We start from the raw sequence: 24,935 nt of genomic DNA on the forward strand, positions 1-24,935 counted from the left end.
TCTTCTAAATTGATTATACTCTACTTTTAATAATTGTAAACCATTATTTTACTTCTTAATCATTTATAAATTTATCAAAGTAGTGCCTGGTACTGCATTAAATTCCTGAAAAAGTAATTAACCGAGTAAAAATATTGCTAAAATATAAAAAAGGATTAAAATGGACATAGAAAGCAATTGAAGAATAGGAATGATCTTGTTGGACGAAAACTCAAAGTATAAAGAATTGCTGAATCGTGAAGGTATTAAAAGCACTCGCCACAGAAATGCTATCCTTGAACTCCTCGAAGAATCTGAATTTCCACAAACTGCAGAACAACTATTTATAACCTTACGAGAAAAAACTGCCTCAATTGATTTATCAACTGTATATAGAACGCTTGATACCTTTGCCTCGAAAAACTTAGTCATTAAATCCAATAGAGTAGATGATGGTAAAGCTTTATATGAACTTAACCACAATGAGCATAAACACCATCTTTTATGCGTGGGATGCCACAAGTTAATTTCGATTGAAGACTGTCCTATTGGTGACTTAAAGCAAACTTTAAAGAGTAGAATAGATTTTGACATTACAGGACATAAACTAGAAATCTATGGCTATTGTCATGATTGTAAAAAATACAAACTGCCTCCTGCAGATCATGACAACTTGTAAATCTTTCTATTTCAAAAGAAGTTTTTACTTTTGTTTAGATTTGCAGGAAATATTTTTTAGCTGGCGAATAAATTATAAACCGAAGTAAGTGATTATTCACAAAATAATTATATACAGAAGGTCCTAGAAGTCTGCCAAGATAGCTTAATAGTCTTTTTTACTCTTTTGGAACTGGGCTTGAGACAAGGCGCTGGCATGGCATTAGTTGAAATTATACCCTTGCCATGGGATGGCCGCGTGCCCCTGCAGCCAAGACTCGAACAACGATATTAGAAGTTAGTAACACTGCCATGATGGCAAGGTCTCGTGATGGCGAGAAGGGACCTTCAGAAAGTATGTAACGATAAGTCATACTTCTGTCTAAGAAAGAAAGAAGGAGTAATCTATATGTGTGAAGCCAATGCCTATCTTAAAGATGGCGAAAACGAAGTTATGTTCATGGAATCAGTCGATGTTATTGAGCCCTACGAAAATGGCCTAAAGCTTATCGACATTTTTGGAATGCAGAAGTTTATACAAGCCAAGATCAAAGATATGACCCTTCTTAACCACCGAATTGTATTGGAAAGAGTCGATAAGCAACTGTAAGAAAGGGGCTTCATATGTCCATTACATTTCAATCGATCGGTACAATCCATACACCTTATTTTGCCTTAAATGCCCCTCATCAATCAATCCCTAATGCACCCGGTGATTTCTGGATTACATTACATCCGGACTACGCCTCTGCCTTTGAAGGTTTGCGAACTTTCAACTATATATATGTTATATATCACCTAAATGAGGCGACCTCACCGATAGAACTCCTTACCAGATCCCCTTGGGCTCCTGAAATTGAAATCGGACTCTTTGCCAGCCGTTCTGCTAATAGGCCCAACCCCTTGGGCCTGAGTGTTGTTCAAATAAAAGAAATACGCAATAATGAATTAATTATTTCTGGAATTGATGCCTATAATGGAACTCCCTTAATTGATATTAAGCCGTATATTCATTTCCTCGACAGCAAAGAGGACGCAAATAATGGCTGGTTAGACGCTCTTCCTGAAAGAAAACATGCAATGGCTCATGCTCTTGGGCTTTCTCATAACCACCAAACAGTACAAGATGACAATCAGCACACTCATGATCATCATCACGATCTCTTACATAGACAAACTAAGCATCTGCACAATCATAATGACTAAAACAAATTAGCTTTCCTCCATTTTATAAATAAGTCAGGTCTAACCCCAATAAAAATATAGAGACTGATGTTAACATCAGTCTCTATATTTTTTATCAATTCAAAAAGACACCCACTTCCTATAAGTGGGTGTTCCTTATTCTGCTTCGGTGGAGTTAGAGCCCCACCGAAGTCTCGTTGTTCAGCTTTGGCTGAACGAGTACCCTCTGGGATCTAAGACCCAAGAGGGTTTTAATGTTGGTTAGGAGTAGGAGTAGGATTTGGAGTAGGTTGTGGTTGAGCATACTGCGGGTTATTTCGCGTATGGTCATTATACCCTGGCTGAACTTCCTTGGCTCCCGCTGGTTGAGGATCTTTACCATACTGTGCAGGACCGCCATACTTTTCATTAGGGTTCTCTTCATATGAAATCTCGTTGCCTTGGTTCCAAGGGCCTCTGCTATCTCCCATACCTGTGGACATATTCATGTACTTCTTAGAGAAATCAGAATCACGGAAGTCTTTATTCACTCCGCTGCCTTGCAGAGTATTGATCGCTTGCATGAAGGAGAAGTTATGTGATTCCTCACGACTTAACAGGAATCGGATCATGTCTTTAACCCCTGCGTCGTCTGTTTGTTGGAGAAGGCGCTCATAAATCAGTTTCGCACGAAGTTCAGCTCCGGCGTTTGACGTAAGATCAGTGTATAGATCACCAGTTGAGTTAATGTAGTTAGCCGTCCAAGGTTCACCACCTGAGTTAATCAGAAGTGGGCCACCTCCAAGCAGGGCCATATGATTAGCCGCGAAATCTTTAGGAATGCTATCGACTGGACCAATCAGCATGCCAAGACACTCACCCACCATTTCTAAGTGGCTTAATTCTTCAGCTGCTATGTCTTGCAATAAATCCCGAATCTTTGGATCATTGCATCCTAAACTCTGAGAAAAATATTGCATGGCTGCTTTAAGTTCACCGTTGCCACCGCCAAATTGTTCAAGTAATAGAACTGCAAATCGGGGATCTGGCTGATCGACATGTACGGTATATTCCATATCTTTAACATGTTTAAACATTCTATAAAACCTCCCTCAAATTTATAAATGAGTGATACACACGCATTTCAATATATAGTATCTGTTTCGGCTTAGATTTTTATACAGAGGTGTACCGATATTTGTTTGTTAATAATGGACACATAACAACATAGAGACACCTTATTCATACTTGACAACTTTTTATTTAATTGATATCATTATTAATGATTATGTCATGATAATTCCAAACAACTTAATAATCGTTGTTCGGTTGGGGTAAACTTCGCGAAAGCGAAGGACGCTAAAGTCATGGGTCTAAGGCATAAATTCGGAAGTTTTAAAAGCGCTTTTGAATTACAGGCTAAGATCGCCAGGCTACAAGCTTTGAACTTCTCAGGGGAGAGTAGTCACTTAAGACTGCTCTCTCTTTTTTGGGGATGTTAAAACAAAACTAAATTTTGGAGGTGCATTAATGGTGCCACACTGTTGATTGTCTTTGGTGTTCTTTTAATATTAATCCAAATAAGTTTTTTACGGCTACACTCGTTGGGAGCGCTACGCAGGTTTATTAGCGATATTTGAATACAAAAATGGTAATGCGACAGAATACTACAGTAAGTGACTGAGATGCGAATATTTACAATGTTGTTAGGCAAATATAGAATTTCTCATTTTGGAGGAGAGTCATATTGAAACAGATGGATAACGGACAGGTGAAACAGATGGGTATCGGGCAGGCATTCAGAGCAAATTTTCTGGGTCACGCTCCGAACTGGTACAAAACAACAATTCTTGCTTTTCTGGTGTTGAACCCTATTTTGATGTTTACCGTCGGTAAGTACGTTACCGGTTGGATGTTGATTATCGAATTTATCTTTACCCTTGCAATGGCGCTAAAATGTTATCCGCTCCCTGCAGGTGGACTTCTTGCGATCGAAGCCGTTGTAATCGGGCTTACTCACCCCCATTCGATCTATCACGAAGTTGAATTGAACCTGCCGGTTATTCTGCTCCTAATGTTTATGGTTGCCGGGATCTATTTTATGAAAGAAGGTCTCGTGTACCTGTTTACTAAGATCCTTACCAAGGTACGCTCTAAAGTCGCGCTTGCCTTCCTATTCTCTATATTGGGTGCAGTTCTTTCCGCTTTTCTGGATGCGCTAACCGTAACGGCGGTGATTATTGCCGTGGCATATGGGTTCTACAACATCTTCCACAAGTTTGCTTCCAGCGAAAAAGTATTCGACACGTATGACATCAATCACGACCATATTATTGATAACAAATATCAGGAGGACCTGGACCAGTTCCGTGGTTTTCTGCGCAATCTCATGATGCATGGTGCTGTAGGTACTGCCCTGGGCGGAGCAACAACACTGGTTGGTGAACCGCAGAACCTACTGATCGGCTCCATTATGAAATGGGACTTCGTCGATTTCTTTTTAAACAGCGCACCTGTGTCTATCCCCGTACTGATCGCCGGTCTTCTGACCGCCATCACCCTTGAAGCCACCAAGTTTTGGGGGTACGGCTATCAGCTTCCCGAGTCTGTTCGAAAGGTTATGGAAGATGACGCAAAAGCCAAAGATGCTGCCATGGATACTCGCGGACGTATACGCCTGATTATTATGGCTGTATGCGGCGTTCTGCTGATCTTCTCCCTGGCCTTGCACCTGGCAGAAGTCGGTATTATTGGTCTGATGATTATCATCCTGCTTACCGCATTCAATGGGGTTATTGAAGAAGGGCGCATCGGTCATGCCTTTGAAGAAGCAATGCCATTTACTGCGCTGCTGATCGTATTTTTCTCCATCGTGGCGGTTATTCATGACCAGCATCTGTTTACGCCAATCATTCAGTGGGTACTGCGCCAAGAAGGACAGAATCAGCTTGTCGCTTTCTTTGCGGCAAACGGTATCCTTTCTGCAATCAGTGACAACGTATTTGTTGCTACCGTATATATGACCGAAGCACAGAAAGCGTTTGAAGCTGGGGGCATTGCGCTGGAGCATTACAACAAGATGGCAGTTGCAATCAACATGGGTACAAACATCCCTTCCGTTGCTACACCAAACGGTCAGGCGGCGTTCCTGTTCCTGTTGACCTCTGCACTTGCGCCGCTGATTCGCCTGTCTTACATGGAAATGGTGAAACTGGCTCTGCCATACACCATCGTTATGTCTCTTACAGGTGTACTGGCAACAATGTACCTGTTGTAATCCTAAAAGCATCTAACGAATCATAAAATGTTACATCACTTATTAAGCATAAGGGGGTGTCGCAAAACTACTATAAAAAGTAGTTTGCGATACCCCTAGTTTGTTTTATTGCCATTGAAATCCGTCTGCGGGATCATAACTTATCTGCAATTTCTGAAAGTAGACTTTCTTATTATGCTTCTCTCCAATACGATTTCAGCCGTTTACCTCTTAATCCGTTATTTTCAAGTCATGGCTAGTGACTGAAACTCCTATACCCAAACGTCAAAAGTCTAAAAATCAAAAAAGGAGGCTCAATCAAATATGATTGAGCCTCCTTTTTTGACATTAATATACGCTAAGAGTCTTCCACTTAAATAAACCTTCTAAAACTACTTCATAGCGTTTGTCTTTCTTGATAATAAACGGGTCATAGAAGATTTTGATCCCGTCTTGTTCCTTCACTCCGAAATACCCTTCTTCTTGGGGCTTTCCCGAATGTGCTCCGACAAAGACGATGTTTGTGCAACATCCAGTTTGAGGAGCTTCATCGATGGTGAGGATTCCACCATGTTCTTTGATATATACAATGGCCTGTTCAGATAAATCAACCTGAAGGTCTACTTGGGGTATGACCATTCTTATATCTCACCCCTTTCACCTAAAAACTTTTAGCAACTGCACTCATAAATCCCACATTAAGCTTAAATTTACTTCGCAGAAGAAGCAGGAACAATTTTTTCTGTCTCCAATTTGCGTCCTTTACGCACTTTACTTGCAAACAGTACCGTGATTCCGACGGTAATTAAGAGTCCTGCTGGGTAGGAAATGCTAGTGGGTAGACCGAAGCCTTCAGGAGCTTGTAAAAGATAGGTAAAGGAAACGGCCGTCATGAATATAGCAGGAATTGTGGCAATCCAATGCAAGCGATTTTCCTTGACAAGATACATAGCTGCTGCCCATAGAAGGATCATAGCTGTAGTCTGATTTGCCCAGGAGAAGTATCTCCAGAGGAAGTTAAAGTCAATCAGGCTTAAGCCAAAAGCGACCGCAAAAAGGGGAATAGAAATTGCCAGACGTTTTGACATAGGCTTTTGGTCCATTTTAAAGAAATCAGCGATGACCATTCGTGCACCTCGAAATGCGGTATCTCCGGAAGTAATCGGCAGAATAATAACCCCAATAATGGCCAGGGTTCCTCCGATAGCCCCCAGCATGGTAATCGATACTGTGCGGACGACTCCAGCGGGACCACCGACTGCTAAAGCTTCTTGCAATCCGCCCGTTCCACCAAAGACTGCCATTCCTGCTGCAGCCCAAATGAGGGCGATAGCAGATTCTGCGATCATCATGCCATAGAATACTTTACGCCCGTATTTTTCATTTTGGACCGTACGAGCGATAAGCGGAGATTGGGTCGCATGAAAACCGCTGACTGCGCCACAGGCGATGGTAATAAAGAGTAAGGGCCACATGGGTAAATTCTTAGGATGGAGATTACTCAAGGTCAGTTCAGGAATAGGATATCCCTTGACAACCAATCCGACACCAACGCCGACAGCCATGATAATAAGCAGGAGACCAAAGACTGGGTAAATCTTGCCAATAATCTTATCGATTGGTAAAAGAGTTGCTAAGATATAGTAGATGAAAATCCCAGTAGTCACGACTCCTAAACTAATCCAAGAAGGAGTAAGAGTGACAATCAAATTGGCCGGACCGGCAACAAAAACCGTACCTACTAGAATTAAGAGTACGACAGAAAAGACATTAACAAAGTGGCGCATCCCTTGACCGAGATACTTACCTACAATATCCGGGAGCTGTGCTCCGCCGTTTCTCACGGAAAGCATACCACTAAAATAGTCGTGGACTGCACCCGCAAAAATTCCTCCGAGAACGATCCACAGAAAAGCGACCGGACCCCATAAAGCACCCGCGATCGGTCCAAAGATTGGTCCCAGCCCAGCGATGTTTAAGAGTTGAACCAGGCTTCCTCTGTTTGAGTCCATAGGAACATAGTCGACTCCATCCGTTTTGGTATAGGCAGGAGTTTCAAGGTTTTCATTGATTCCAAAAACCTTTTCTACAAACTTACCATAGACCATGTAACCAATGATAAGTGCTACAAATGAAAGTAAAAAAGTAATCACAAGAATCCTCCTCTCAGATTTAAAACTAGAATAATTGCTGTCAACTGACTGACCTTAGTTTAAATCATGCAAGGAGGAAGATGTTAAATTACAGTCTACAATGTCGAATATGATGTCTGAGAGTGAGTTTTCAAAGTGCGTTTTGTAAAAATACCATTAATTAAATCTCCAGAAGATCTTTTAATGCTTTGACATAGGCTCGGCTCACTGGTACTTCAGAACGTTTTTCGTCATTTAATATTAGAGTGTACGCTCCATTAAACCAAGGGACTAGTTCCTGTACAAAGTTTAAATTTACTAAGTAGCTTCGGTGAGGTCGGAAAAAAGGATAACTTGCTAATTTTTCTTCGAGTGTTTGTAGAGTGTACTTAGTTGAATACACTTTACTAGAGGTTTTGATAAAGACATCCCTAGTTTCACGGTAGACATAGAGAATATCTTTAGGATCAATTAAAACGACGCTTTCTTCCCCTTGAACTGCAAGTTTTGAAATTTTTGGAGCCTGAAATTGACCAGCCACCGTGGACACACTATCTTTGGCGATTTTTTTGAGAAGTTCCACCAGCGAATTATTGAGTGTTTCATTCTGCGAATCGAGTTTAGAGTCACCGACTCTTTGTCGAATTCGTTCAACTGTTTTTAAGACGCGTTCCTCATCAAAAGGCTTCAGCAGATAATCAATAGCATTGACTTCAAAGGCTTGAATGGCATGTTTATCATAAGCTGTTGCAAATACAATCATTAAAGCCGGATCTTCTTCAAGCAATTTCCTCGCCACGGTTAAGCCATCAAGATTGGGCATCTGGATATCTAAGAAGGCTACATCAGGCTTAAGAGTCAAGATTTTTTCTAAAGCTTCAGCGCCTTGGGTCGCCTCTCCCACAATCTTGATATCTTCGCATTGTTTTAAGAGATAAATCAATTCATCCCGAGCAAGTGGTTCATCATCAGCGACAACTACTGAAATCAAGCTATTCCCCCTCCCTGCTGCAGTGGAATTTTAAACCAGACGCACGTTCCCTGCTCCAGTTTACTGTCAATATGAAGTTGGGCTTCCTCGCCAAAATGGTACAACAGACGCTGGTTCACATTATATAGGGCCAGGCCTGTTCCTTCTTGAGATTCGATTTGAGTGTGGAGTAATTTTGAAATTCGTTCCGGGGAAATTCCAATTCCGTTGTCCTTCACAGAAACCAGGGCACACCCTTCAACTTCTGTTACATGAATGATAATTTCGCCGTTTTTTTCAAGCCCTTTTAATCCATGACGTATTCCATTTTCGACGAGAGGTTGAAGGGTAAGTGGCGGTAGAAGAACATTTCCCAGCAAAGGATTGATCTCAAGTTTAACACTTAAACGTTCTGTGAAACGAGCTTGTTCGATATCCAGATAAGCAGAAGTATGGTCCAGTTCCTGCCTTAAGGTAATGAATTCGTGAAGAGAGGCGTTTAAGTTCTGTCTGAAAAAGTTTCCAAGTTGAATGAGAATTTTACGTGCCATATCGGGTTGGGTGCGGACGAGAGCAACAATAGTATTTAAGGAATTAAACAGAAAGTGTGGGTTAATCTGAGCTTGGAGTGCTTTGATTTCAGCCTCTCGGATAAGTTGAGCATGGTTCTGGGCGTCGACCACTTCAAGCTGATGGGAGAGAAGTTTACCTAGGCCTTGGGCTACTTCTTCATCTACCGGTTTAATCTGTTTAGCGTTTGAAAAATAGAATTTTAAAACCCCAATCACTTGATCTGACTTCTTTAAGGGGACAATAATTGCTACCGCAAGCGGACATCCTTTTTGAGTACAGTGAATTTCAGCTAAGGATTTGGGTATGTACAGTTTTCCGGTTCTGAGTACTTGCTTCGTCGCATCAGTCAAAACCCTATGTCCCGGTAAATGATGGTCATCCCCTAAACCGACATGGGAGAGGATCTTTTCATGATCTGTAATTGAGACGGCGGAAACGCCCGTTGTTTTTAAAAGAAGCTTAGAAATTTGGGGTGCAGATTCTTCAGTAAGTCCTCTGCTGAGATTGACCAGCATTTGATCTGCAATATGGAGAACTTTTTGAGCTTGATTGGCTTCGATACGGTCCTCTTCGTGAATAACAGATCGTATGATCACGACAAAAAGTGCTATTCCAAAGCTATTGGCCAGGATCATCGGCAGGGCAATGACTTGAACCAAAGTAACCGCGCTTTCCCAGGGTTTAGCAACGAGAAGGATGATCAGCATTTGAGACGTCTCCGCAACAACCCCTGTCATAAATGCTTTTGAGGTAGGGAGGATTCTGCGATTCCCGATCTTAAGATAAACGAGGCCGGCAATTAAGCCTTCCGTCACTGTGGAAATCCCACAAGCTAACCCAGTAAAGCCACCGAGGAGGGTTCTGTGAATACCAGCGATCAGCCCTGCTCCAAGACCAACCCAAGGCCCCCCTAAAAGTCCGCCGATTACGACCCCAACGACCCGCGAGTTCGCGAGAGCCTCTTCAAAGCCGATTGCTTCTACGCGGGGAATCCAAAGAAGAGAGTCTGTACTGGGCCGAATCGAAATCCCTGTATACGTGCCGACGATTCCGAATAACCCAAATACTAGCGAAAGTTGAATGATCGTCCAACGATCGAGCTTATGATCGATGAGGTTACGAAACGTCGTTAGCCGGGTTAGAATAAAGGCGATGGCCACGATCAGCCCGATATGTTCAATCATTAGGAATAAGAGTTGCACAGTTAGGAGGCTCCTTTACATTTTATCCACCTTTAAACTATCACTTCTGAATTGTGATTTCAATTGATCAATTCCGAGACTCCCACTTATTGTGGGTGTTCCCTATTCTTCTAGTTTTACAGGCCAACCCCGAAAATGCCCTCTCCACATTTTGGGCAACACCCTTGATTCAAACGATTAAGCAAGACAGGTTCGCGCTGAATCACAGCCTCACCGCACTGGGGACAAAACGTGGTACTGCCGCCTCTAATATTTCCTAAATATACATAAGGAAGATGTTCTTTGGCAATATCCCATGCTCTCTCCAAGGTCTTTCGCTCTGTAGGCGGAACCGCCAGTCGATAAGCCGGATGGTAGGCACTCAAATGCCAGGCCAGCGGAACATTAAGCCGGCGCAGCCAACGCGCCAATTCGGTCAGCTCTTGAGGACTGTCATTTGCCCCTTGAATAACAAGTGTTGTAATTTCCAGATGAACCCTGCCAGCCAAACGCTCAACATTATCTAATACCCAAGCCAGTTTGCTTCCACAATAGTGGTGATAAAAATCCTCTGAGAATGCTTTTATATCAATATTCACTGCATCCAACCATGGAATCAGCTCCTCGAGAAAGCGTGGTGAAATAGTTCCGTTACTCACTAAAACTACCTGCCCTCCTTGTGCTCGTACGAGGGGGGCGGTATCTCGGATCATCTCAAACCACACGCTCGGCTCTGAATACGTAAAACACAGCCCCAAGGATTCCTTTTCCTGCAAAGAAAGCTCTGCCAGCTCTGGAGGAGTAACCTTTCTTCCAACTTTATGTTGTTGGGAGATCTCGTGATTTTGACAAAAGGAACAGCTTAGGTTGCAGCCAAAACCCCCAACGGAGAAAATCCAAGAACCGGGATAAAAATGATAAAGGGGTTTTTTCTCAATCGGATCCATATTCCAGGCCGCCACTTCACCATATGTTTTAGATACAACCTCTCCTTCTCGATTTTCCCTGACATGACACCGCCCTGACTGACCATGTCGCAATTGACAACGTTGGGGACACAGCAGACAACTCGCATTATAGGATTCCCTATGCTCCTTAATCGTCTCATGTTGCTTTTCTGTGTTACTTACCTTGTTTTGATCCTTTATATTAGTTTCATTATTCATAATGCCTCTTAACCTCAAAGCGCCAAAGCTCCACCGGGTCTCCTGCTGGAATCCCCGCCTTTTGTTTAGCAATATTAATTTGATCTGAAACCCTATCGACCCCTTCTAAATGGGGGAGTAAAAGTCCGCTTCTGCCACCTTGGCGAACAACAACACCATACTTCCAAGGATCCAACCCTTCAGGTCCTGATATTTTCTCAAGTTCCCCCAGAACATCTACCGTGAAACTTATGGTATCCAATTCCTCGCTTCGAACTGGACGAAAACGTGGATCTTGGGTTCCGGCAGCAATCGCATTATGTTGAATTTCTAACGCTAGATTTTCCTGCCAGGGTTCAGTGGTTCCAATACATCCCCGTAAATTTCCGCCTTGTTTTAGCGTGACAAAACATCCCCTCCGTCCAGTCAACTCGGGTGTGGACATGTAGCTTAAGTCCGATAGCCCAGAGTCCCCCTTCTTTAAATAGGTGGTTAGGCAACGTCGCGCCCACCGTGGCAAAGGTGAAGAATGATATAAATCTGCCACCAGATACCCTACACCAAACGGCCCTTCATAAGAAAGCACTTCAGGTGCTCCCTCTTTAGCAGCCAGCGCCAAGCGGAGACTCCGATACCCACATTCCCCAGCTTTGTCGATGAGGGAATCCGACAAATTATCTATTTTCTTAGAATCCCTCTGAAGAGTATTTACCACGAATTGGTCAAATTCAGGTCCTGCTGAATCAAAGCCATAGGGTCCGTCCTCTTTCAAGCGATGGGAGAGATCCCCACTAGCCACAATAGCATAGCGTCCGGGTAAATCCTCGAGGATTTGTCCTATACGCTCACCATACTCTTCCGGTCGTTCCAAAGGCATTCCTAAGAGAACAACCTTTCCTTTCCACCCTGCTTTTTGTAAAAAATAAAGGGGTACAAATGCGCCATGATCGATAGAACCCTGTATCGGAACAACTCCCGAGAGATTTTGAAATCGTGCCATTACCACTTGATCACTCTCAAAAGACAGACTGACCTGAGCTGCCCCAAACTGAGCAAAACTTCCTTGAATAATATTATCCACTGCGAGAGTCATTCCATCCTTGATAAGAGGGGCATGGGGTGAAACCAGGATTACCGTCTCAACCTCCGCTTGAGCTATGCGCCGTGCAACTTCCTGATAGGCGTCTAAGCTTGCTTGACATTTACGTTCCTCTCCCCGACCCACCTCTGGAATTAGGAGGGGCGGGTGTGGAACAAATATTGTATAAATTAAACTCATGATAAACACTTCCTTTTGAAATATCTTTTATATCTTAATATCCCAAATACCGCTTTTTCACTTTGTGTTCTTGCCTAGTTCACAAATATCCTGCTTATATTCATTTGTTATTTACGCTATACGCTTACAAAGCCTCATATTCAATACTAGGGTTCTCCTTTTACAACCCTAAAATACTAACTCAAATTCCTCCTTAATTTACAACCTTGAGTTTTTAAACTCCTGGTCTTCTTGATGACGTTGATAAAATCCGACTGACCGGGCAAAACTAACCTAAAGTATTCCTCTGCTACCTAAAATCCCAATATCTTGCTTGATTTATTCTTATAAAATCAGGTATACTTAAGTTTAGTTGTGTCATTCAAAAGAGCTTTACGCTAATACATAACAACTTCAAGGAGGTAGATCACCATGAATAAACAAACTCTCAATACTCAAAATGCACCTGCGGCTATCGGACCCTATTCTCAAGGGGTTAAAGTAGGAAACTTGATTTTCACATCCGGACAGCTCCCTATCAACACCCAAAGTGGAGAATTGGTCGCTGATATTGAAGGAGCAACTAAACAATCTTTAGATAATGTCAAAGCCATTCTAGAGTCTTCAGGTTCTTCTATGGACAAAATCGTTAAGACTGTAGTTTTTCTAAGAGACATGAATGACTTTGCTGCTATGAATACCGTATATGCCACCTATTTCCCCACTAATCCACCTGCCCGTTCGGCTGTGCAAGTTGCACGTTTGCCTAAGGATGCTATTGTTGAAATTGAAGCGATTGCTCTCGCTGAATAATACTTTTAACAAAAAGGGTTCCTAAAATTTCGATTACGAATTTTAGGAACCTTTTTTATCCCCAAAAATTGAATTTAACTTTGAAATCAATGCATCAAAATAACTCCTAGGATAAAAACCAAATTTATTATACTAATAATATAATTTTTGGAGGTATTTGCATAATAGCACAGAGAATATGTACTATACTACTGAGGACGTCATAAAAGCACAAGTTACATAATTTACTTACATATTTGAAAGGACGAATGAAATGACCTTAACAGAACGCCTAGAAACATTACCAGTCTCTAGATTTCATTATCTCCTATTGATCTCGGCCGGCTTAGGTTGGATGTTTGACTCTATGGACACCGGTATTATTTCCTTTGTCCTCCCCGTATTAATGAAGGCTTGGAACCTCAGCCCAGAGCAAGTTGGTACAATTGGAAGCATTGGACTTGTGGGTATGGCAATTGGGGCTATTCTTTCCGGAACTATTGCGGACCTTATTGGCCGCAAGAAGGTTTTTGCCTCGACCCTGATTATTTATAGTATTGCCACGGGATTATGCGGACTGTCTTGGAATTATGAATCCCTCTTGTTTTTTCGTTTTTTGGTGGGCTTTGGTTTAGGTGGTCAACTACCTGTCGCAGTAACGTTGGTGAGCGAATTTTCTCCAGCCAAACACCGTGGAAAATTTCTTGTCCTCTTGGAAAGCTTTTGGGCTATTGGGTGGCTCTTAGCTGCTCTAGTCTCATATGTCATCATTCCTTGGTTAGGGTGGCAATCTGCATTTTACATTGGTGCCCTCCCTGCCCTCTATGTATTCTATCTATGGAAGTCTATTCCGGAATCACCACGCTATTTAGCCTCAAAGGGTAAATTAGATCAAGCGGAATCAATTGTTAAGAATATCGAAATCCAATCAGGTATCCAACGCCCCGCAACGAAACAGGTCCCGCAACAGACTTCAAAAACTGCGCCTAAAATGGCAGTAAAAGAACTCTTTTCTAGAAGATTCATCAAGAGAACAGTCTTTCTTTGGCTTCTCTGGTTTGGTATAGTCTTCGCCTATTATGGAATCTTCACTTGGCTTCCTTCCCTATTAGCCCTCAAGGGATTCACTTTAACCAAGAGCTTCCAATATGTTATGACGATGACATTAGCACAAATCCCCGGGTATTTCAGTGCGGCGTATTTGGTGGACAAGATTGGTCGAAAGCCAACGCTGACTATCTATCTCATCGGTACAGCAATTTCCGCCTATTTCTTTGGACTAAGCACGGATGTCCAAACCATCCTTTTGATGGGATCTCTAATGTCCTTCTTTAATCTTGGGGCATGGGGAATTGTCTATACCTATACACCTGAACTTTATCCGACCCATGCTCGGGCCACTGGGTCTGGGTGGGCTGCCGGATTCGGAAGAATCGGAGGAATTCTGGCCCCTATAGTAGTCGGGTTAATGATAGGATCTTACCGGTTATCCTCACAATCTGTTTTCCTTATGTTTTCGACAGTACTAATTCTGACTACCCTCAATGTAATCATCCTTGGCGAAGAAACAAAAGGCAGACCCATGGATGAAGACTCTTAGGTTAAAATCATATTTTCATTAATAACGCAGATGAAGTAATAGGGCAACTGCTTCTTAACATTATTTAATTTCACAACAAGGGGGACGGTCTTTTAACCTATTAATTGTGTTAAAAGAGCTGTCCCCCTACACATTTAATCCAACGATTAACTTATATGGAACATTATTCTTAAAAATGCATACCGTGTATTATGAACTCAAGGATTCACACATTTATATAAGGGGGCTTGCCCATGAAATCGTTGATGGGGCAACGGGGTTACTCTCCAACTCAATTCAACAGGTTCTCCCCCATGCAACGGCAGGAAACTAAACCTGCTCAGCAGCAGGGGCCCGGGCCATCAATTGACCAACTGCAGAATTCCAGACCGGCTTCCGAATCAATGAATAAGCCGGTAGGTCAACCTATAACTCAACCAGTAACTCAACCGGCGTCTCCTATTCAAAAGCAAACAACCTTACCGCAACTTCAATCCTCCTCCACAACAGCAGAATCTCCTGACCTCTGGCAACAACAGGCTGGAATTCTTCTAAAAAAATACGGGCCTTCCCTCATGAAGCAATTCGGACCTCCCTTGGCACGCAAAGTAGGACTTCCCATCGCACAACACGTCGGCCCTCCTTTAGCACGTAAAGTAGGAATTCCTCTCATCCGGCGTGTCGGCCTACCTCTTGTACGCAAAGTATTCTTCCCTCTCGCCAAGCGAGCAGGATTTGCCCTCATTCGACGTATAGGCCTTCCGTTTTAGCCCCTTACTGGAAACTTAACTTATACAATTTCTAATTTAAGAAGGCTGTCGACAAAATTTGATGTCAACAGCCTTTTCAATGTTCAGTGCATTGCTTTATTTCACGATAAGAACAGGACAGGTTGCTTTTCTCAGGACGCGCTGACTCACACTGCCTAATACCGCTCCGGTTATTGGCCCGTAGCCATGACTTCCCATTACTACCAAGTCGATATTCTCATTGATAACTTCTTCTAAAATTACGGTCGATGGGTGTCCTTGTATCATTTTTTTCTTAAAGGGGACGCCGCTAATATCGATTCCTTTAATGGATTCTTCTAACGTCAGCCGCCCTCTTTCTTCAATCTCTTCTCGTGTAATTTCTATGGTATAAGCTGAATTATAACCCCAATAGGCTTCCGGATTATACGTGACAAACAAAAGCACGATTTCAGACTGGAACTTTCGGGCAAGATCCAAAGCATTTTGTAACGCTCGACGTGAATACTCCGAAGCATCCGTGGCTACCAATATCTTTTTAAACATGCTTCACCCTCCTCCTAATTCAGATCTTTAACTGTTTTCTGATGATCTGCCTAACTACGGGGATCTGCGGACTTGGTAAACTAAATTACAGCAAAAACAGAATATAATGACTACATCTGAAGATTATCATTATATATATTAGTAGTCAATAGCATACTCATATTGTCTCTATAGCTTTTAACTATTTCAAACCCCATTTACTTAACAATAAGAACAGGGCATTCTGCACGGTGGAGGACATGCTGACTCACACTTCCTAACAAAGAACCCGTAATCGGTCCATAGCCATGGCTCCCCATGACCACTAAATCAAATCCCTCTTTCTCAACTTCTTCTAAGATCATAGTCGCTGGATATCCTTGTACCTTTTTCCGTTTTAAAACGACATCTCCTACATCAATTCCCTCAAGTGTAGCGTCTAAGGCGCGCTCTCCTGATTCGTCAATTTGTTCCTGAGGAACCAAAACGCCATAAGTCACATTATAGCCCCAATACGCTTCCCTAATGTACGTAACGAAGAGAAGTTCAACCTCAGCGCCATATTTCTGTGCAATTTCTAAAGCAGTCTTTAGCGCTCGTTGCGAATACTCCGAGGCATCTGTAGCTACCAAAATCTTTTTAAACATAAACTCAGCTCCTAACTATTTAGATTATTTTGCTATGCTTATACACTCTATTCTACACTTATTATTTGAATCCTTCTTAATTTAATAAACATTTTAAAGTTTTGATTAAAAATTATCAGAAAGATAGAAAGGTCTCGCTAGTTTTTGGTTCAAAAAAAATATTTTGAGGAATAATTTACGCCGGAAACATATACACTCTTTACATAGAACATTTGTTCTGTTAAAGTAAAGTTATGACAGCTAATAGTACATTCTTTAAATGTAGGCTAGGTGATATATATGAAGATTTTAATGCAGCCAATCGAAATGATTGCATGGTTTACACTAGAAGGAACCCCTAATCCTATTCGATATAAAATGACTTCCGCTGATGCCTCCAACGCAGTTGTTAAGGTAGACCGAATCTTAACCCGCTCCGAAAAGAAACTTGCCGGTAATCGCATGATTATTTTTCGTTGCCAAAGTGAACTGAATGGGCTATTAAAACTCTACGAACTCAAATATGAGCTAAGTACTTGTAAATGGTTTTTATACAAAGCTTAGTTACCTACCTATTTTATCATTTTGAGACTCCCACTTCTTGTAAGGGGGTATTCCTTACTTCACCCAAAATATATTTTCTACCCCTTAGTTATGCCCATACAAACAGCCCCTATGATAGATTCCTACCATAAGGGCTGTTTACTTCACTATTCAAAAGGTTTGGGCATTCGTTTAATCCAAAATCCACCTTTGAAATTTTTAGGTTCATAAGAAACAACAAAAGCTTTGGGGCAATTTTTGTCGAGGATGTCAAGCAGCTTACGTTCATTGCTCCTCTTTGCTAAAACCTGCATCATTAGCCGTTGACCATCTTTACCATCGGCTAACCAAGAAGTAACACCATATCCAGATTCCCGTAATATTGAGGGCAATTCTATTTCAACACAATCTACTGTTACCTGAACGGTCACATAACCTAAAGCAATATATTCCTCGATTCGACTGCCGATATACACTCCTAATCCATAACCAGCACAATAAGAGGCTAGATTCCAATAATTATCAAGATTTTGCAGGACAATCCCCAGACCTGTCATATAAACAAAAATCTCAACTACAGAAAGAACAGATGCCAAAATCCTCTGCCCTTTTATTACGAAAATCATTCGCAAGGTGTATAAAGATACATAGACCACGTTAATTCCGATGATTGTAAGAATAAGTTCCATATTAGCCTCCACTTTCAACTCGCTTTAATCTGTCTCCCTATATTCTACCTTTTTAAACCCGCCTTGTCACCGAATAGATCTAATTTCCGTCATGCTACACCATTACCAGCCTGATCATAAATGTACTGTTTTTCTTTTTCATTCAATAGCTTTTCAGTGACATAAGCTATTAACATCCCCAACCACCCTAATTTCTCTCCGATTAATCCCGAAATAACCTCAGGACTCAAGATTGCCAGCATGATCCCTATAATAACTATAATCGCTAAGAACTGGGGCAGAATATTTTCAAAAGACTTCCAGGCCTTCTTCATAGCTAATAACGTCTTTTTTCTATCTTTTATAAATGAGAGGATAAGCAAGCAGGAAGCCACAATGTACATCATAATCGTAAACATGTTCATACACTCCTTTCTAAATACCTCAGCTTTTCAGCGCACAGATTTTACTCTAACCCAGTCTCTACCTCATCTGCTTCTTTGTCAATATCTGTATCTGGAATAATCAAGGCTTCTACTCGCATGTCCTAATGACGACAGGCCTATTTGTCCCTAAATATATAAGTCAACTCCTTATGACACAATTATGTCACAAACAATACTTAGTTTAGTGCTACAATTGAATTAGAAAAAGAGGGAGGTGTCATTTTGAACAAGAATATCCTAATTGCCGATGATAATGATGACATCCTGGAAATACTTCATAGATATGTCACCAAAGAAGGTTTTTCACCAATCATAGCCCATAATGGCGAAGAAGCCTTGAAAAAATTTTATGAATTCGCACCCGTGCTCTTGCTCTTGGATGTTATGATGCCAGAAAAAGATGGGTTCGAAGTTTGTAAGGAAATCCGCAGTAATTCGAACGTGCCTATCATCTTGATTACTGCCAAGGGAGATGACGGCGACCGCATCATGGGTCTGGACATTGGTGCAGATGACTACATTGTGAAACCCTTCAGTCCCGGTGAAGTCATGGCTCGCATTCGCGCAGTATTAAGGCGCCTTGATATTTCTGAGGAACAGAGAAAAGATATTGTGCGTCACCCCGGTCTGGAAATCAACATTTCAGATTATAAAGTGACATTAAACGGTCAACTTCTTAGTCTTACAAAGAAGGAAACCGAAATTTTTTGGCTTTTAGCATCCAACCCCGGAAAAGTCTTCTCTCGAGACAATCTCTTAACCAGCGTGTGGGGAGATGATTATTTTGGCGATGCCCGTACAGTGGATACTCATATTAAAAGGCTCAGATCAAAGCTTTCTATTAATGAACCCCTTAACTGGGATATTAAAACCATTTGGGGAGTAGGCTATAAATTTGAGGTGAAGCATGTTTAGGGAAAAAATTTCTTTCAAATTAACTGCCAGCTTTGTTATAATCATGCTCATTTCCATGCTTGCAATTGGCCTGGTATTCATCCAGATGTTCCGCCAATATGCCTTTGACAGTCGGGAAGAAACCATGCTGGTACGCGCTCGAAGCATAGCTGAGGTCATGGCCGAAAACTCAGAGAATTTTGGCCAAATTAGAGGTTTGGCTGGAACAATGCGTTTCCTTGATACCATGGCTGAAGCAAATGTTTGGATTACTGACAGTAAAGGCAACCCCTCAACGAAGCCAGGGATGGGGATGGGGATGGGCAAGGGCAATGGTAATGGGCAAAATTCCGGTTTTGGAAAAGGTATGGGTCAGGGGCAAATGTATAACTCTGAGCCACTGCCCTTAGAGGCAGAAGCGGTTATTCAAGAGGTTTTAAAAGGTAAAGAATCCGTCAGTGAAAGTTTCAGCAGCGTCTATAATGAAGCTACTCTTACGGTGGGTGTTCCTATCGTTGATTCCGACCACCGAGTTATTGGCTCAGTGTTGTTGCATACTCCTGTAACAGGAGTTACGGCAACCTTGAATAAGGCAGTTGGAATTTTGGCAATCAGTCTTTTTGTGGCACTTCTGCTAGCCATTGGCTTGGGGATTTTCTACTCCCTGCTCTTTACCCGCCCCTTAAAAGCAATGAATTCTACTGCTCTGGAAATCACCCGAGGAAATTATTCAGCTAGAACGGGAATCAATCGTAAGGATGAATTGGGACAGCTGGGTAACTCTCTAGACCATTTGGCTCTAAAACTGGGACATACTATCAACCAACTTTTTCAGGAGAAAGGAAAACTCGATGACATAATTTCGAGTATTTCCGAAGGAATCGTTGCCTTTGACACGACTCTAAAGCCCATAAGTGTCAATACCGCTCTCGCGGAAATTATGAATAGACCCCAACCTTATCTAGTTGAAGCTGTAGAAAAGGACCTCAATTCCTTAGAGATTGAGGCCCAGCTTACAAGAGTTATGGAAGATAAGAAACCTGCCCAAGTATTTAAAGACTGGCTGGACAAAAAACTTAAGCTTACTCTTTCTCCCATTATTGACAACCACGGAATGGTTACAGGAAGCGTTGCTCTTGTTCAGGATATCAGCCAAAGCGAGCGACTTGAACAACTAAGGAGAGATTTTGTCGCCAATGTATCTCATGAATTTCGAACCCCACTGACCGTCATCCGTGGTTCTGTCGAAGGACTTGTCGATGGAATGGTTGAAAACAGTGAGGATATCAAACGTTACCACCAAAGGATTCTTTCCGAAACACGTGGATTGGAACGTTTAGTTGGCGATCTTATGGAGCTTTCCCGCCTTCAATCCGGCAAAATTATGATTCACCAAAACAGGGTTCATATCTCTAGCCTTCTTGCAGACCTCGTGAAAAGTCTGCAAACAATTGCCGATCAAAAAGAGATTAAAATTCTCTATCAGCCCGAATCAGATCTGCCTCCTTTTCTAGGGGATTATGATCGTCTGCGTCAATTATTTGTTATCTTTTTGGACAATGCCATCAAATATTCGCCCCCTAATACCTTGGTCTGGGTTGAATCAAGAATTCTTGAGAACAATACTCTCTCCATCATCATTCGCGATCAAGGGTATGGAATCGCGGCAGATGAACTCCCCTATATTTGGGACCGTTTTTACAAGGTTGACAGCTCCCGTAAAGGCCTGGGCACAGGACTGGGACTTGCTATAGCCAAGCACCTGCTCGAGCTTCATGACGGCAAGGTTTCTGTTCAGAGTGAACTTGGCAAAGGTACCGAAATAGAGATTAAACTGCCAATGTAGTGAAAACTGCACTTACCATTACTAAATTCAGGGGAGGAAATTGAAATGATTCAAGCTGTTATTCCTGGCCGGGAAACTATGAACCTTGAAGTATTAGTCCTTGATTACAACGGAACATTAGCTTTAGACGGGCAAATGTTTGAATCTGTCAGAGAAAGTATCAGCCGTCTGTCGCCTTTTCTGGAAATCCATATTCTTACTTCAGACACCTTCGGTACCGTGGTACAGCAATGTGAAGGGTTATCCGTTCAGGTAAAGGTATTAGAGAGCATGGAACACGTCAAAGAAAAAGCAGATTATATGTTACAGTTCGGCACTCGTGAGGTTGTAGCTATCGGAAACGGAGCAAACGATCAATTTATGCTTAAACATGCCCGCTTGGGCATTGCCGTCATCGGCCGCGAGGGTGCCTCCACGCAAGCACTCCTCTCTGCCGATTTGATTGTCAATAACATAGATGATGCCCTTGGTTTATTCCTAGAGACCCAACGTCTCAAAGCAACCTTAAGACTCTGAAACACACAAAAGAAAAAACAGAGTGATCAAAATGCATATCCTCTAGATAAAGGTAAATTATATCAGTAACAAAGAATATTAAGGAGGCCCACATGGAATCCGAACTTAATGCTGATGTTTTACCTGCTCTGGTTAATGAGGACACATCCCTCCAAAGAATAGCTCTAGGAATACATGGTATACCTGAATTAAAGCACGACGAAAAAATGAACTATCTAGGCGAATTCCGCGAACGCATCATCCTGCGTTTAACAAAAAGGCAAGTTGCCGAGAAATTAATCTACCCAGAAATTAAGGAAGCCCTTAATCATGAAAAGAGCTCGAAGATGCTTATAAATGGAACCTTGAGCCCTCAATTTACCGATAAGTACATAGAACTCGCCCGAGAAATGGGGAAATCTTATACTATGATTCATGATCCCGAACTTACCGGTGAGACCGGATTGGTTGTAGTGAGCAATGAAGCAGTTGACATAGAAAATATTGATGTAACAAGCCCCAATGTCATATGACCTTGGGGCTTGTTACGCTTAAAATAGATTAGGAATATCTTCACAATAATCCAATAGAGAGTATGACTTATGGGCAGACTGTTATTCCTCGTCCCCAAAGGCAATCTCCACACGCTGGAGCATGGCCTAAGCAATCCATGTCTGCCCGAAGAACCATGTCACAGCCATCGACCCACTTACAATCAGAACACGATGCGTATTCCCCGTGCAGAACATTATAACGATAACTCATAAACTTAGGCGCGGTCCAGATTTCTAGCAACGATTGCTTCTCGAGGGAACCAAAGCTATAAGAATCAATCAACTTATATCTCCCAAAAACATACTCAGGATAAGAATGGAGAAATCGATAACAGGAAGAAACCTGTCCATCCCAACGTACAACCGCACTTTGTGTTTCTACAAACTTGCAATATCGATCTGTTTTCAACTCGCTTTGGGGCAAGACTACCTCCACGCCTTTTGACAGTCCCGCAAGCATAGCTGCTTGGAAAATTTTATCCATCTCGGAAGACTTAGCGGGATAATAAAGCGTTTCTGCCAGCATCTCTTCTCTCATGGGGATAACATGGGAAACAAAGATTCGAGTTACTCCCAATTGTGCAGCTTGGCGTACGGTTTCTACCAGATATGGAAGAGTGCTTTTCATAACTAGAAACTCCCATATAATCTCTGGTCCTCCCTTGACACTTTGTTCTGCTATACGACGTGTACTTTCTAAGATCCCTTGTACATTTTGATGGCGAATGGAAGCAAATGTCTGAACATCTGTCGTATCAACCGACAAAATTATCTTTGCTACTTTCCGAGAAACTAGAAAATCGATCAATTCATCATCTAACGTAGTCCCATTCGTTGTCACAGAAACTTTATACCTGGAAGCGAATAGTTCAACGGCTTGTCGAAAATTATTAGCAATCGTCGGTTCTCCAATCCCTCCAAGGATTACCTCCTGTAGATCAGGGAAAACTTTCACCTCACCGGCAATCGAATTCAAGACTTCTATCGACATATCCCCCATGGGTTCTTGCCACTTCTGTCGGTAACACATTTCGCAAGACAAGTTACAACGGTTGGTTAACTCCAGGTAAAGACGTTCAATAGAAGGCGCAGGATGAAAAACTAAGTCAACTACATCTTTCACGCTATGTCACTCCCCTCAACTCTGAGCCCTTCGTTATACTCTTTACAAAATAGCTCAGTAATCGCAGACAAACAACTATTAGAATCCCATTAAATTACGATTCCTTTTTTGCCCAATTTCCTCCATGTAGTGGACTCCAGGGTCAAAAGTTGCTCGGTGAAGACTTCCATGGCCTCTGAGGTTTCGTGATTTTTCGGTCCTATTAAGTAAAAAGAACGAGTCAGGGGATTTCCTTTAATTCGGATCGTCTTTAATTCCTTGGCATTTAACTCTTTGCGCACAATCCAACGTGAGACGAGTGCAATTCCTAATCCAGCTGTAACCGCCTGCTTAATGGCTTGACCACTTCCAAAGATATAAGATTTTCTGGCCTTGATTCCCCATTCTTGGAAAAGTTTATCGCTGAACGCACGAGTTCCGGAACCGCTTTCTCTGAGAATCCACACTTGGTCTTGGAGATGCTCATGGGTAACAATGGGGAGTCTTGCCAAGGGATGTTGGTTCGGTACTAATAAAATGATTTCATCCTCCATCAATGGACGGACGAGAATATCTGAATGATGATCGACTTCTCCTTCCACAAGGGCAATGTCTAAAGAGTTAGCTTGAACCCCCTGGATTATCTCTCTCGTATTAGCGATAGACGTTTCAATCTCTACCTTAGGATATTGAGCGGCAAATTCCGCTACTACAAAGGGCAAAATATATTCTCCGATTGTATAGCTGGCTCCCACCTTCAAATTCCCAGTCAGCACATTTGAAATCCTCTTGATTTCCTGTTTAGCCTTTTCCTGCAAAAGTAAAATTTGTTTAGCGTATTCATAGTATATCTCACCCGATTGCGTAAGTTCCAAATGCTTTGAAGAGCTGTTAACAAGCTTTGTGCCGAGTTCTTCTTCCAAACTCTGAATTTGCGAACTGACATTGGGATGAGATAGATAAAGTTCTTCTGCCTCCTGAGACAAATCCTTGTTTTCAACTATGGTAACGAAGATTTTTAAGGGATCATTAATCACAGATTACACCTCAGTTTCTAGATCTCAGCATTTATAGATTTGTATAATAATACTTCTTTTCTAACGATTCCACAACGTCTTGACCAACAGATAGCTTTCCTTTCTAAATTAAAAATTTTATCAATAAACTGATGGTAGGAGCCATAGTTGTTAACATTAGTTTAATGTATTATTATAAATAAAGAAAAGCTATTATTCTAATACCTGCTATTAATAATATAATAGATCTATTCAATTTTAAAATATTCTTTCAAGTTTAACAATAGATAAGAGGTTAAAGTAATGCAAACTGTACTTGTCATTGCTGTGGGAGGTGCACTCGGGGCTCTTTCCCGCTATGGTCTTGGAATATATCTTTCAAATAGATGGAATCATGGATTCCCCCTTCATACATTTTTGATTAATATCATGGGTGCTTTTCTCCTAGGCTTCTTGCATATATTATTTGTAGAACGACTAAACGTCAGCCCTCTCTGGCGCCTGGGAATCGGCGTCGGTTTTTTGGGTGCCTTTACGACATTCTCCACCTTTGGTTTTGAAGTGATTTCCTTACTTGAAGGCGGAAGTCTTTTAACAGCAGGTTTATATACCTTGCTCAGCATCATCGTAGGTTTTTCTGGGGTAGCACTAGGAGTAGGCTTAGCTCGTTTACTCTAAATCCAAATGATACTTTTCAAAGACGGTTACATCGTTAACGCGAACTAAAACACAGGGACGGTTCTCTTGACTTTATCCAGACAGAAGAACCGCCCCCATGTATACAA

26 protein-coding genes and 1 riboswitch are annotated in these 24,935 nt (G+C 41.9%); of the genes, 13 read left to right on the plus strand and 13 right to left on the minus strand.

Annotated elements, in window-relative coordinates; genetic code table 11:
* The first annotated feature begins 190 nt into the window (after positions 1 to 190).
* From BUB11_RS14620 to tsaA, 3 genes are all read left to right on the plus strand, one after another.
* Complete coding sequence (locus BUB11_RS14620) at positions 191 to 658, plus strand: Fur family transcriptional regulator (RefSeq protein WP_143187623.1); 468 nt, start codon at positions 191 to 193, stop codon at positions 656 to 658.
* Between the two features lie 387 nt (positions 659 to 1,045).
* The gene (locus BUB11_RS14625) at positions 1,046 to 1,246 is read left to right on the plus strand and encodes a CooT family nickel-binding protein (RefSeq protein WP_073030503.1); all 201 of its coding nucleotides are present in this window, start codon (positions 1,046 to 1,048) and stop codon (positions 1,244 to 1,246) included.
* A 14-nt stretch (positions 1,247 to 1,260) separates the two neighbouring features.
* Positions 1,261 to 1,842: a tRNA (N6-threonylcarbamoyladenosine(37)-N6)-methyltransferase TrmO gene (gene tsaA / locus BUB11_RS14630; RefSeq protein ID WP_073030504.1), complete on the plus strand. Its 582-nt coding sequence runs from the start codon at positions 1,261 to 1,263 to the stop codon at positions 1,840 to 1,842.
* Positions 1,843 to 2,072: 230 nt separating this feature from the next.
* On the opposite strand, the gene BUB11_RS14635 is transcribed toward tsaA, so the two are convergent.
* On the minus strand, positions 2,073 to 2,897 hold the full coding sequence (locus BUB11_RS14635; protein ID WP_073030505.1) for a manganese catalase family protein: 825 nt from the start codon (positions 2,895 to 2,897) through the stop codon (positions 2,073 to 2,075).
* A 226-nt stretch (positions 2,898 to 3,123) separates the two neighbouring features.
* A riboswitch (cyclic di-GMP riboswitch) is annotated at positions 3,124 to 3,241 on the plus strand.
* 315 nt (positions 3,242 to 3,556) lie between these two features.
* Between BUB11_RS14635 and nhaB the strand changes: the two genes are divergently transcribed.
* A complete protein-coding gene (nhaB, locus tag BUB11_RS14640; protein ID WP_242947562.1) occupies positions 3,557 to 5,077 on the plus strand; it encodes a sodium/proton antiporter NhaB in 1,521 nt (506 codons plus the stop codon).
* Between the two features lie 327 nt (positions 5,078 to 5,404).
* Here the strand turns inward: nhaB and BUB11_RS14645 are convergent, their stop codons facing one another.
* From BUB11_RS14645 to amrA, 6 genes are all read right to left on the minus strand, one after another.
* A complete protein-coding gene (locus BUB11_RS14645) occupies positions 5,405 to 5,695 on the minus strand; it encodes a CC/Se motif family (seleno)protein (protein ID WP_073030507.1) in 291 nt (96 codons plus the stop codon).
* Positions 5,696 to 5,766: 71 nt separating this feature from the next.
* A complete protein-coding gene (locus BUB11_RS14650) occupies positions 5,767 to 7,209 on the minus strand; it encodes a carbon starvation CstA family protein (protein ID WP_073030508.1) in 1,443 nt (480 codons plus the stop codon).
* 160 nt (positions 7,210 to 7,369) lie between these two features.
* Positions 7,370 to 8,179 carry a LytR/AlgR family response regulator transcription factor gene (locus BUB11_RS14655; RefSeq protein ID WP_073030509.1) on the minus strand — a complete coding sequence of 270 codons (810 nt, stop codon included), beginning with the start codon at positions 8,177 to 8,179 and terminating at the stop codon, positions 7,370 to 7,372.
* Entirely contained in the window at positions 8,176 to 9,933 is a 1,758-nt protein-coding gene (locus BUB11_RS14660) for a LytS/YhcK type 5TM receptor domain-containing protein (RefSeq protein WP_242947555.1), read from the minus strand. Before BUB11_RS14660 ends, BUB11_RS14655 begins: the two co-directional genes overlap by 4 nt.
* Positions 9,934 to 10,049: 116 nt before the next feature.
* Positions 10,050 to 11,078, minus strand: coding sequence for an AmmeMemoRadiSam system radical SAM enzyme (gene amrS, locus BUB11_RS14665; protein ID WP_084110299.1), 1,029 nt, complete (start codon positions 11,076 to 11,078; stop codon positions 10,050 to 10,052).
* Entirely contained in the window at positions 11,071 to 12,336 is a 1,266-nt protein-coding gene (amrA, locus tag BUB11_RS14670; RefSeq protein ID WP_073030510.1) for an AmmeMemoRadiSam system protein A, read from the minus strand. The genes amrS and amrA overlap by 8 nt, the downstream gene beginning before the upstream one ends.
* A gap of 411 nt (positions 12,337 to 12,747) precedes the next feature.
* Between amrA and BUB11_RS14675 the strand changes: the two genes are divergently transcribed.
* From BUB11_RS14675 to BUB11_RS14685, 3 genes are all read left to right on the plus strand, one after another.
* A complete protein-coding gene (locus BUB11_RS14675; RefSeq protein WP_073030511.1) occupies positions 12,748 to 13,128 on the plus strand; it encodes a RidA family protein in 381 nt (126 codons plus the stop codon).
* Between the two features lie 253 nt (positions 13,129 to 13,381).
* Positions 13,382 to 14,707, plus strand: a complete 1,326-nt coding sequence (locus BUB11_RS14680) for an MFS transporter (protein WP_073030512.1) — start codon at positions 13,382 to 13,384, stop codon at positions 14,705 to 14,707.
* A gap of 233 nt (positions 14,708 to 14,940) precedes the next feature.
* Entirely contained in the window at positions 14,941 to 15,456 is a 516-nt protein-coding gene (locus BUB11_RS14685) for a hypothetical protein (RefSeq protein WP_073030513.1), read from the plus strand.
* 96 nt (positions 15,457 to 15,552) lie between these two features.
* On the opposite strand, the gene BUB11_RS14690 is transcribed toward BUB11_RS14685, so the two are convergent.
* On the minus strand, positions 15,553 to 15,981 hold the full coding sequence (locus BUB11_RS14690) for a universal stress protein (protein ID WP_073030514.1): 429 nt from the start codon (positions 15,979 to 15,981) through the stop codon (positions 15,553 to 15,555).
* Positions 15,982 to 16,178: 197 nt separating this feature from the next.
* Entirely contained in the window at positions 16,179 to 16,607 is a 429-nt protein-coding gene (locus tag BUB11_RS14695) for a universal stress protein (RefSeq protein ID WP_073030515.1), read from the minus strand.
* A gap of 279 nt (positions 16,608 to 16,886) precedes the next feature.
* Here BUB11_RS14695 and BUB11_RS14700 point away from each other — a divergent pair, with 279 nt between their 5' ends.
* A complete protein-coding gene (locus BUB11_RS14700) occupies positions 16,887 to 17,150 on the plus strand; it encodes a hypothetical protein (RefSeq protein ID WP_073030516.1) in 264 nt (87 codons plus the stop codon).
* 146 nt (positions 17,151 to 17,296) lie between these two features.
* Here the strand turns inward: BUB11_RS14700 and BUB11_RS14705 are convergent, their stop codons facing one another.
* Both BUB11_RS14705 and BUB11_RS14710 read right to left on the minus strand, forming a co-directional pair.
* Positions 17,297 to 17,818: a DUF2179 domain-containing protein gene (locus BUB11_RS14705; protein WP_073030517.1), complete on the minus strand. Its 522-nt coding sequence runs from the start codon at positions 17,816 to 17,818 to the stop codon at positions 17,297 to 17,299.
* A gap of 89 nt (positions 17,819 to 17,907) precedes the next feature.
* On the minus strand, positions 17,908 to 18,216 hold the full coding sequence (locus tag BUB11_RS14710; protein WP_345788581.1) for a hypothetical protein: 309 nt from the start codon (positions 18,214 to 18,216) through the stop codon (positions 17,908 to 17,910).
* Positions 18,217 to 18,465: 249 nt separating this feature from the next.
* Here BUB11_RS14710 and BUB11_RS14715 point away from each other — a divergent pair, with 249 nt between their 5' ends.
* The 4 genes from BUB11_RS14715 to BUB11_RS14730 all read left to right on the plus strand — a co-directional run bounded on the left by BUB11_RS14715 (position 18,466) and on the right by BUB11_RS14730 (position 22,011).
* On the plus strand, positions 18,466 to 19,158 hold the full coding sequence (locus tag BUB11_RS14715; RefSeq protein ID WP_084110300.1) for a response regulator transcription factor: 693 nt from the start codon (positions 18,466 to 18,468) through the stop codon (positions 19,156 to 19,158).
* A complete protein-coding gene (locus BUB11_RS14720) occupies positions 19,151 to 20,983 on the plus strand; it encodes a HAMP domain-containing sensor histidine kinase (RefSeq protein ID WP_073030519.1) in 1,833 nt (610 codons plus the stop codon). The genes BUB11_RS14715 and BUB11_RS14720 overlap by 8 nt, the downstream gene beginning before the upstream one ends.
* A gap of 45 nt (positions 20,984 to 21,028) precedes the next feature.
* The gene (locus BUB11_RS14725) at positions 21,029 to 21,499 is read left to right on the plus strand and encodes an HAD family hydrolase (RefSeq protein ID WP_073030520.1); all 471 of its coding nucleotides are present in this window, start codon (positions 21,029 to 21,031) and stop codon (positions 21,497 to 21,499) included.
* Between the two features lie 92 nt (positions 21,500 to 21,591).
* The gene (locus tag BUB11_RS14730) at positions 21,592 to 22,011 is read left to right on the plus strand and encodes a YueI family protein (protein WP_073030521.1); all 420 of its coding nucleotides are present in this window, start codon (positions 21,592 to 21,594) and stop codon (positions 22,009 to 22,011) included.
* Between the two features lie 67 nt (positions 22,012 to 22,078).
* Here BUB11_RS14730 and BUB11_RS14735 read toward each other — a convergent pair whose 3' ends face one another.
* Together BUB11_RS14735 and BUB11_RS14740 are read right to left on the minus strand one after the other, a co-directional pair.
* On the minus strand, positions 22,079 to 23,155 hold the full coding sequence (locus BUB11_RS14735) for a radical SAM/SPASM domain-containing protein (protein WP_073030522.1): 1,077 nt from the start codon (positions 23,153 to 23,155) through the stop codon (positions 22,079 to 22,081).
* 89 nt (positions 23,156 to 23,244) lie between these two features.
* On the minus strand, positions 23,245 to 24,171 hold the full coding sequence (locus BUB11_RS14740) for a LysR family transcriptional regulator (protein WP_073030523.1): 927 nt from the start codon (positions 24,169 to 24,171) through the stop codon (positions 23,245 to 23,247).
* A 282-nt stretch (positions 24,172 to 24,453) separates the two neighbouring features.
* Here BUB11_RS14740 and crcB point away from each other — a divergent pair, with 282 nt between their 5' ends.
* Complete coding sequence (gene crcB, locus BUB11_RS14745) at positions 24,454 to 24,828, plus strand: fluoride efflux transporter CrcB (RefSeq protein ID WP_073030524.1); 375 nt, start codon at positions 24,454 to 24,456, stop codon at positions 24,826 to 24,828.
* Positions 24,829 to 24,935: the final 107 nt, after the last annotated feature.

Source organism: Desulfosporosinus lacus DSM 15449 (assembly GCF_900129935.1).
GTDB lineage: Bacteria > Bacillota > Desulfitobacteriia > Desulfitobacteriales > Desulfitobacteriaceae > Desulfosporosinus > Desulfosporosinus lacus.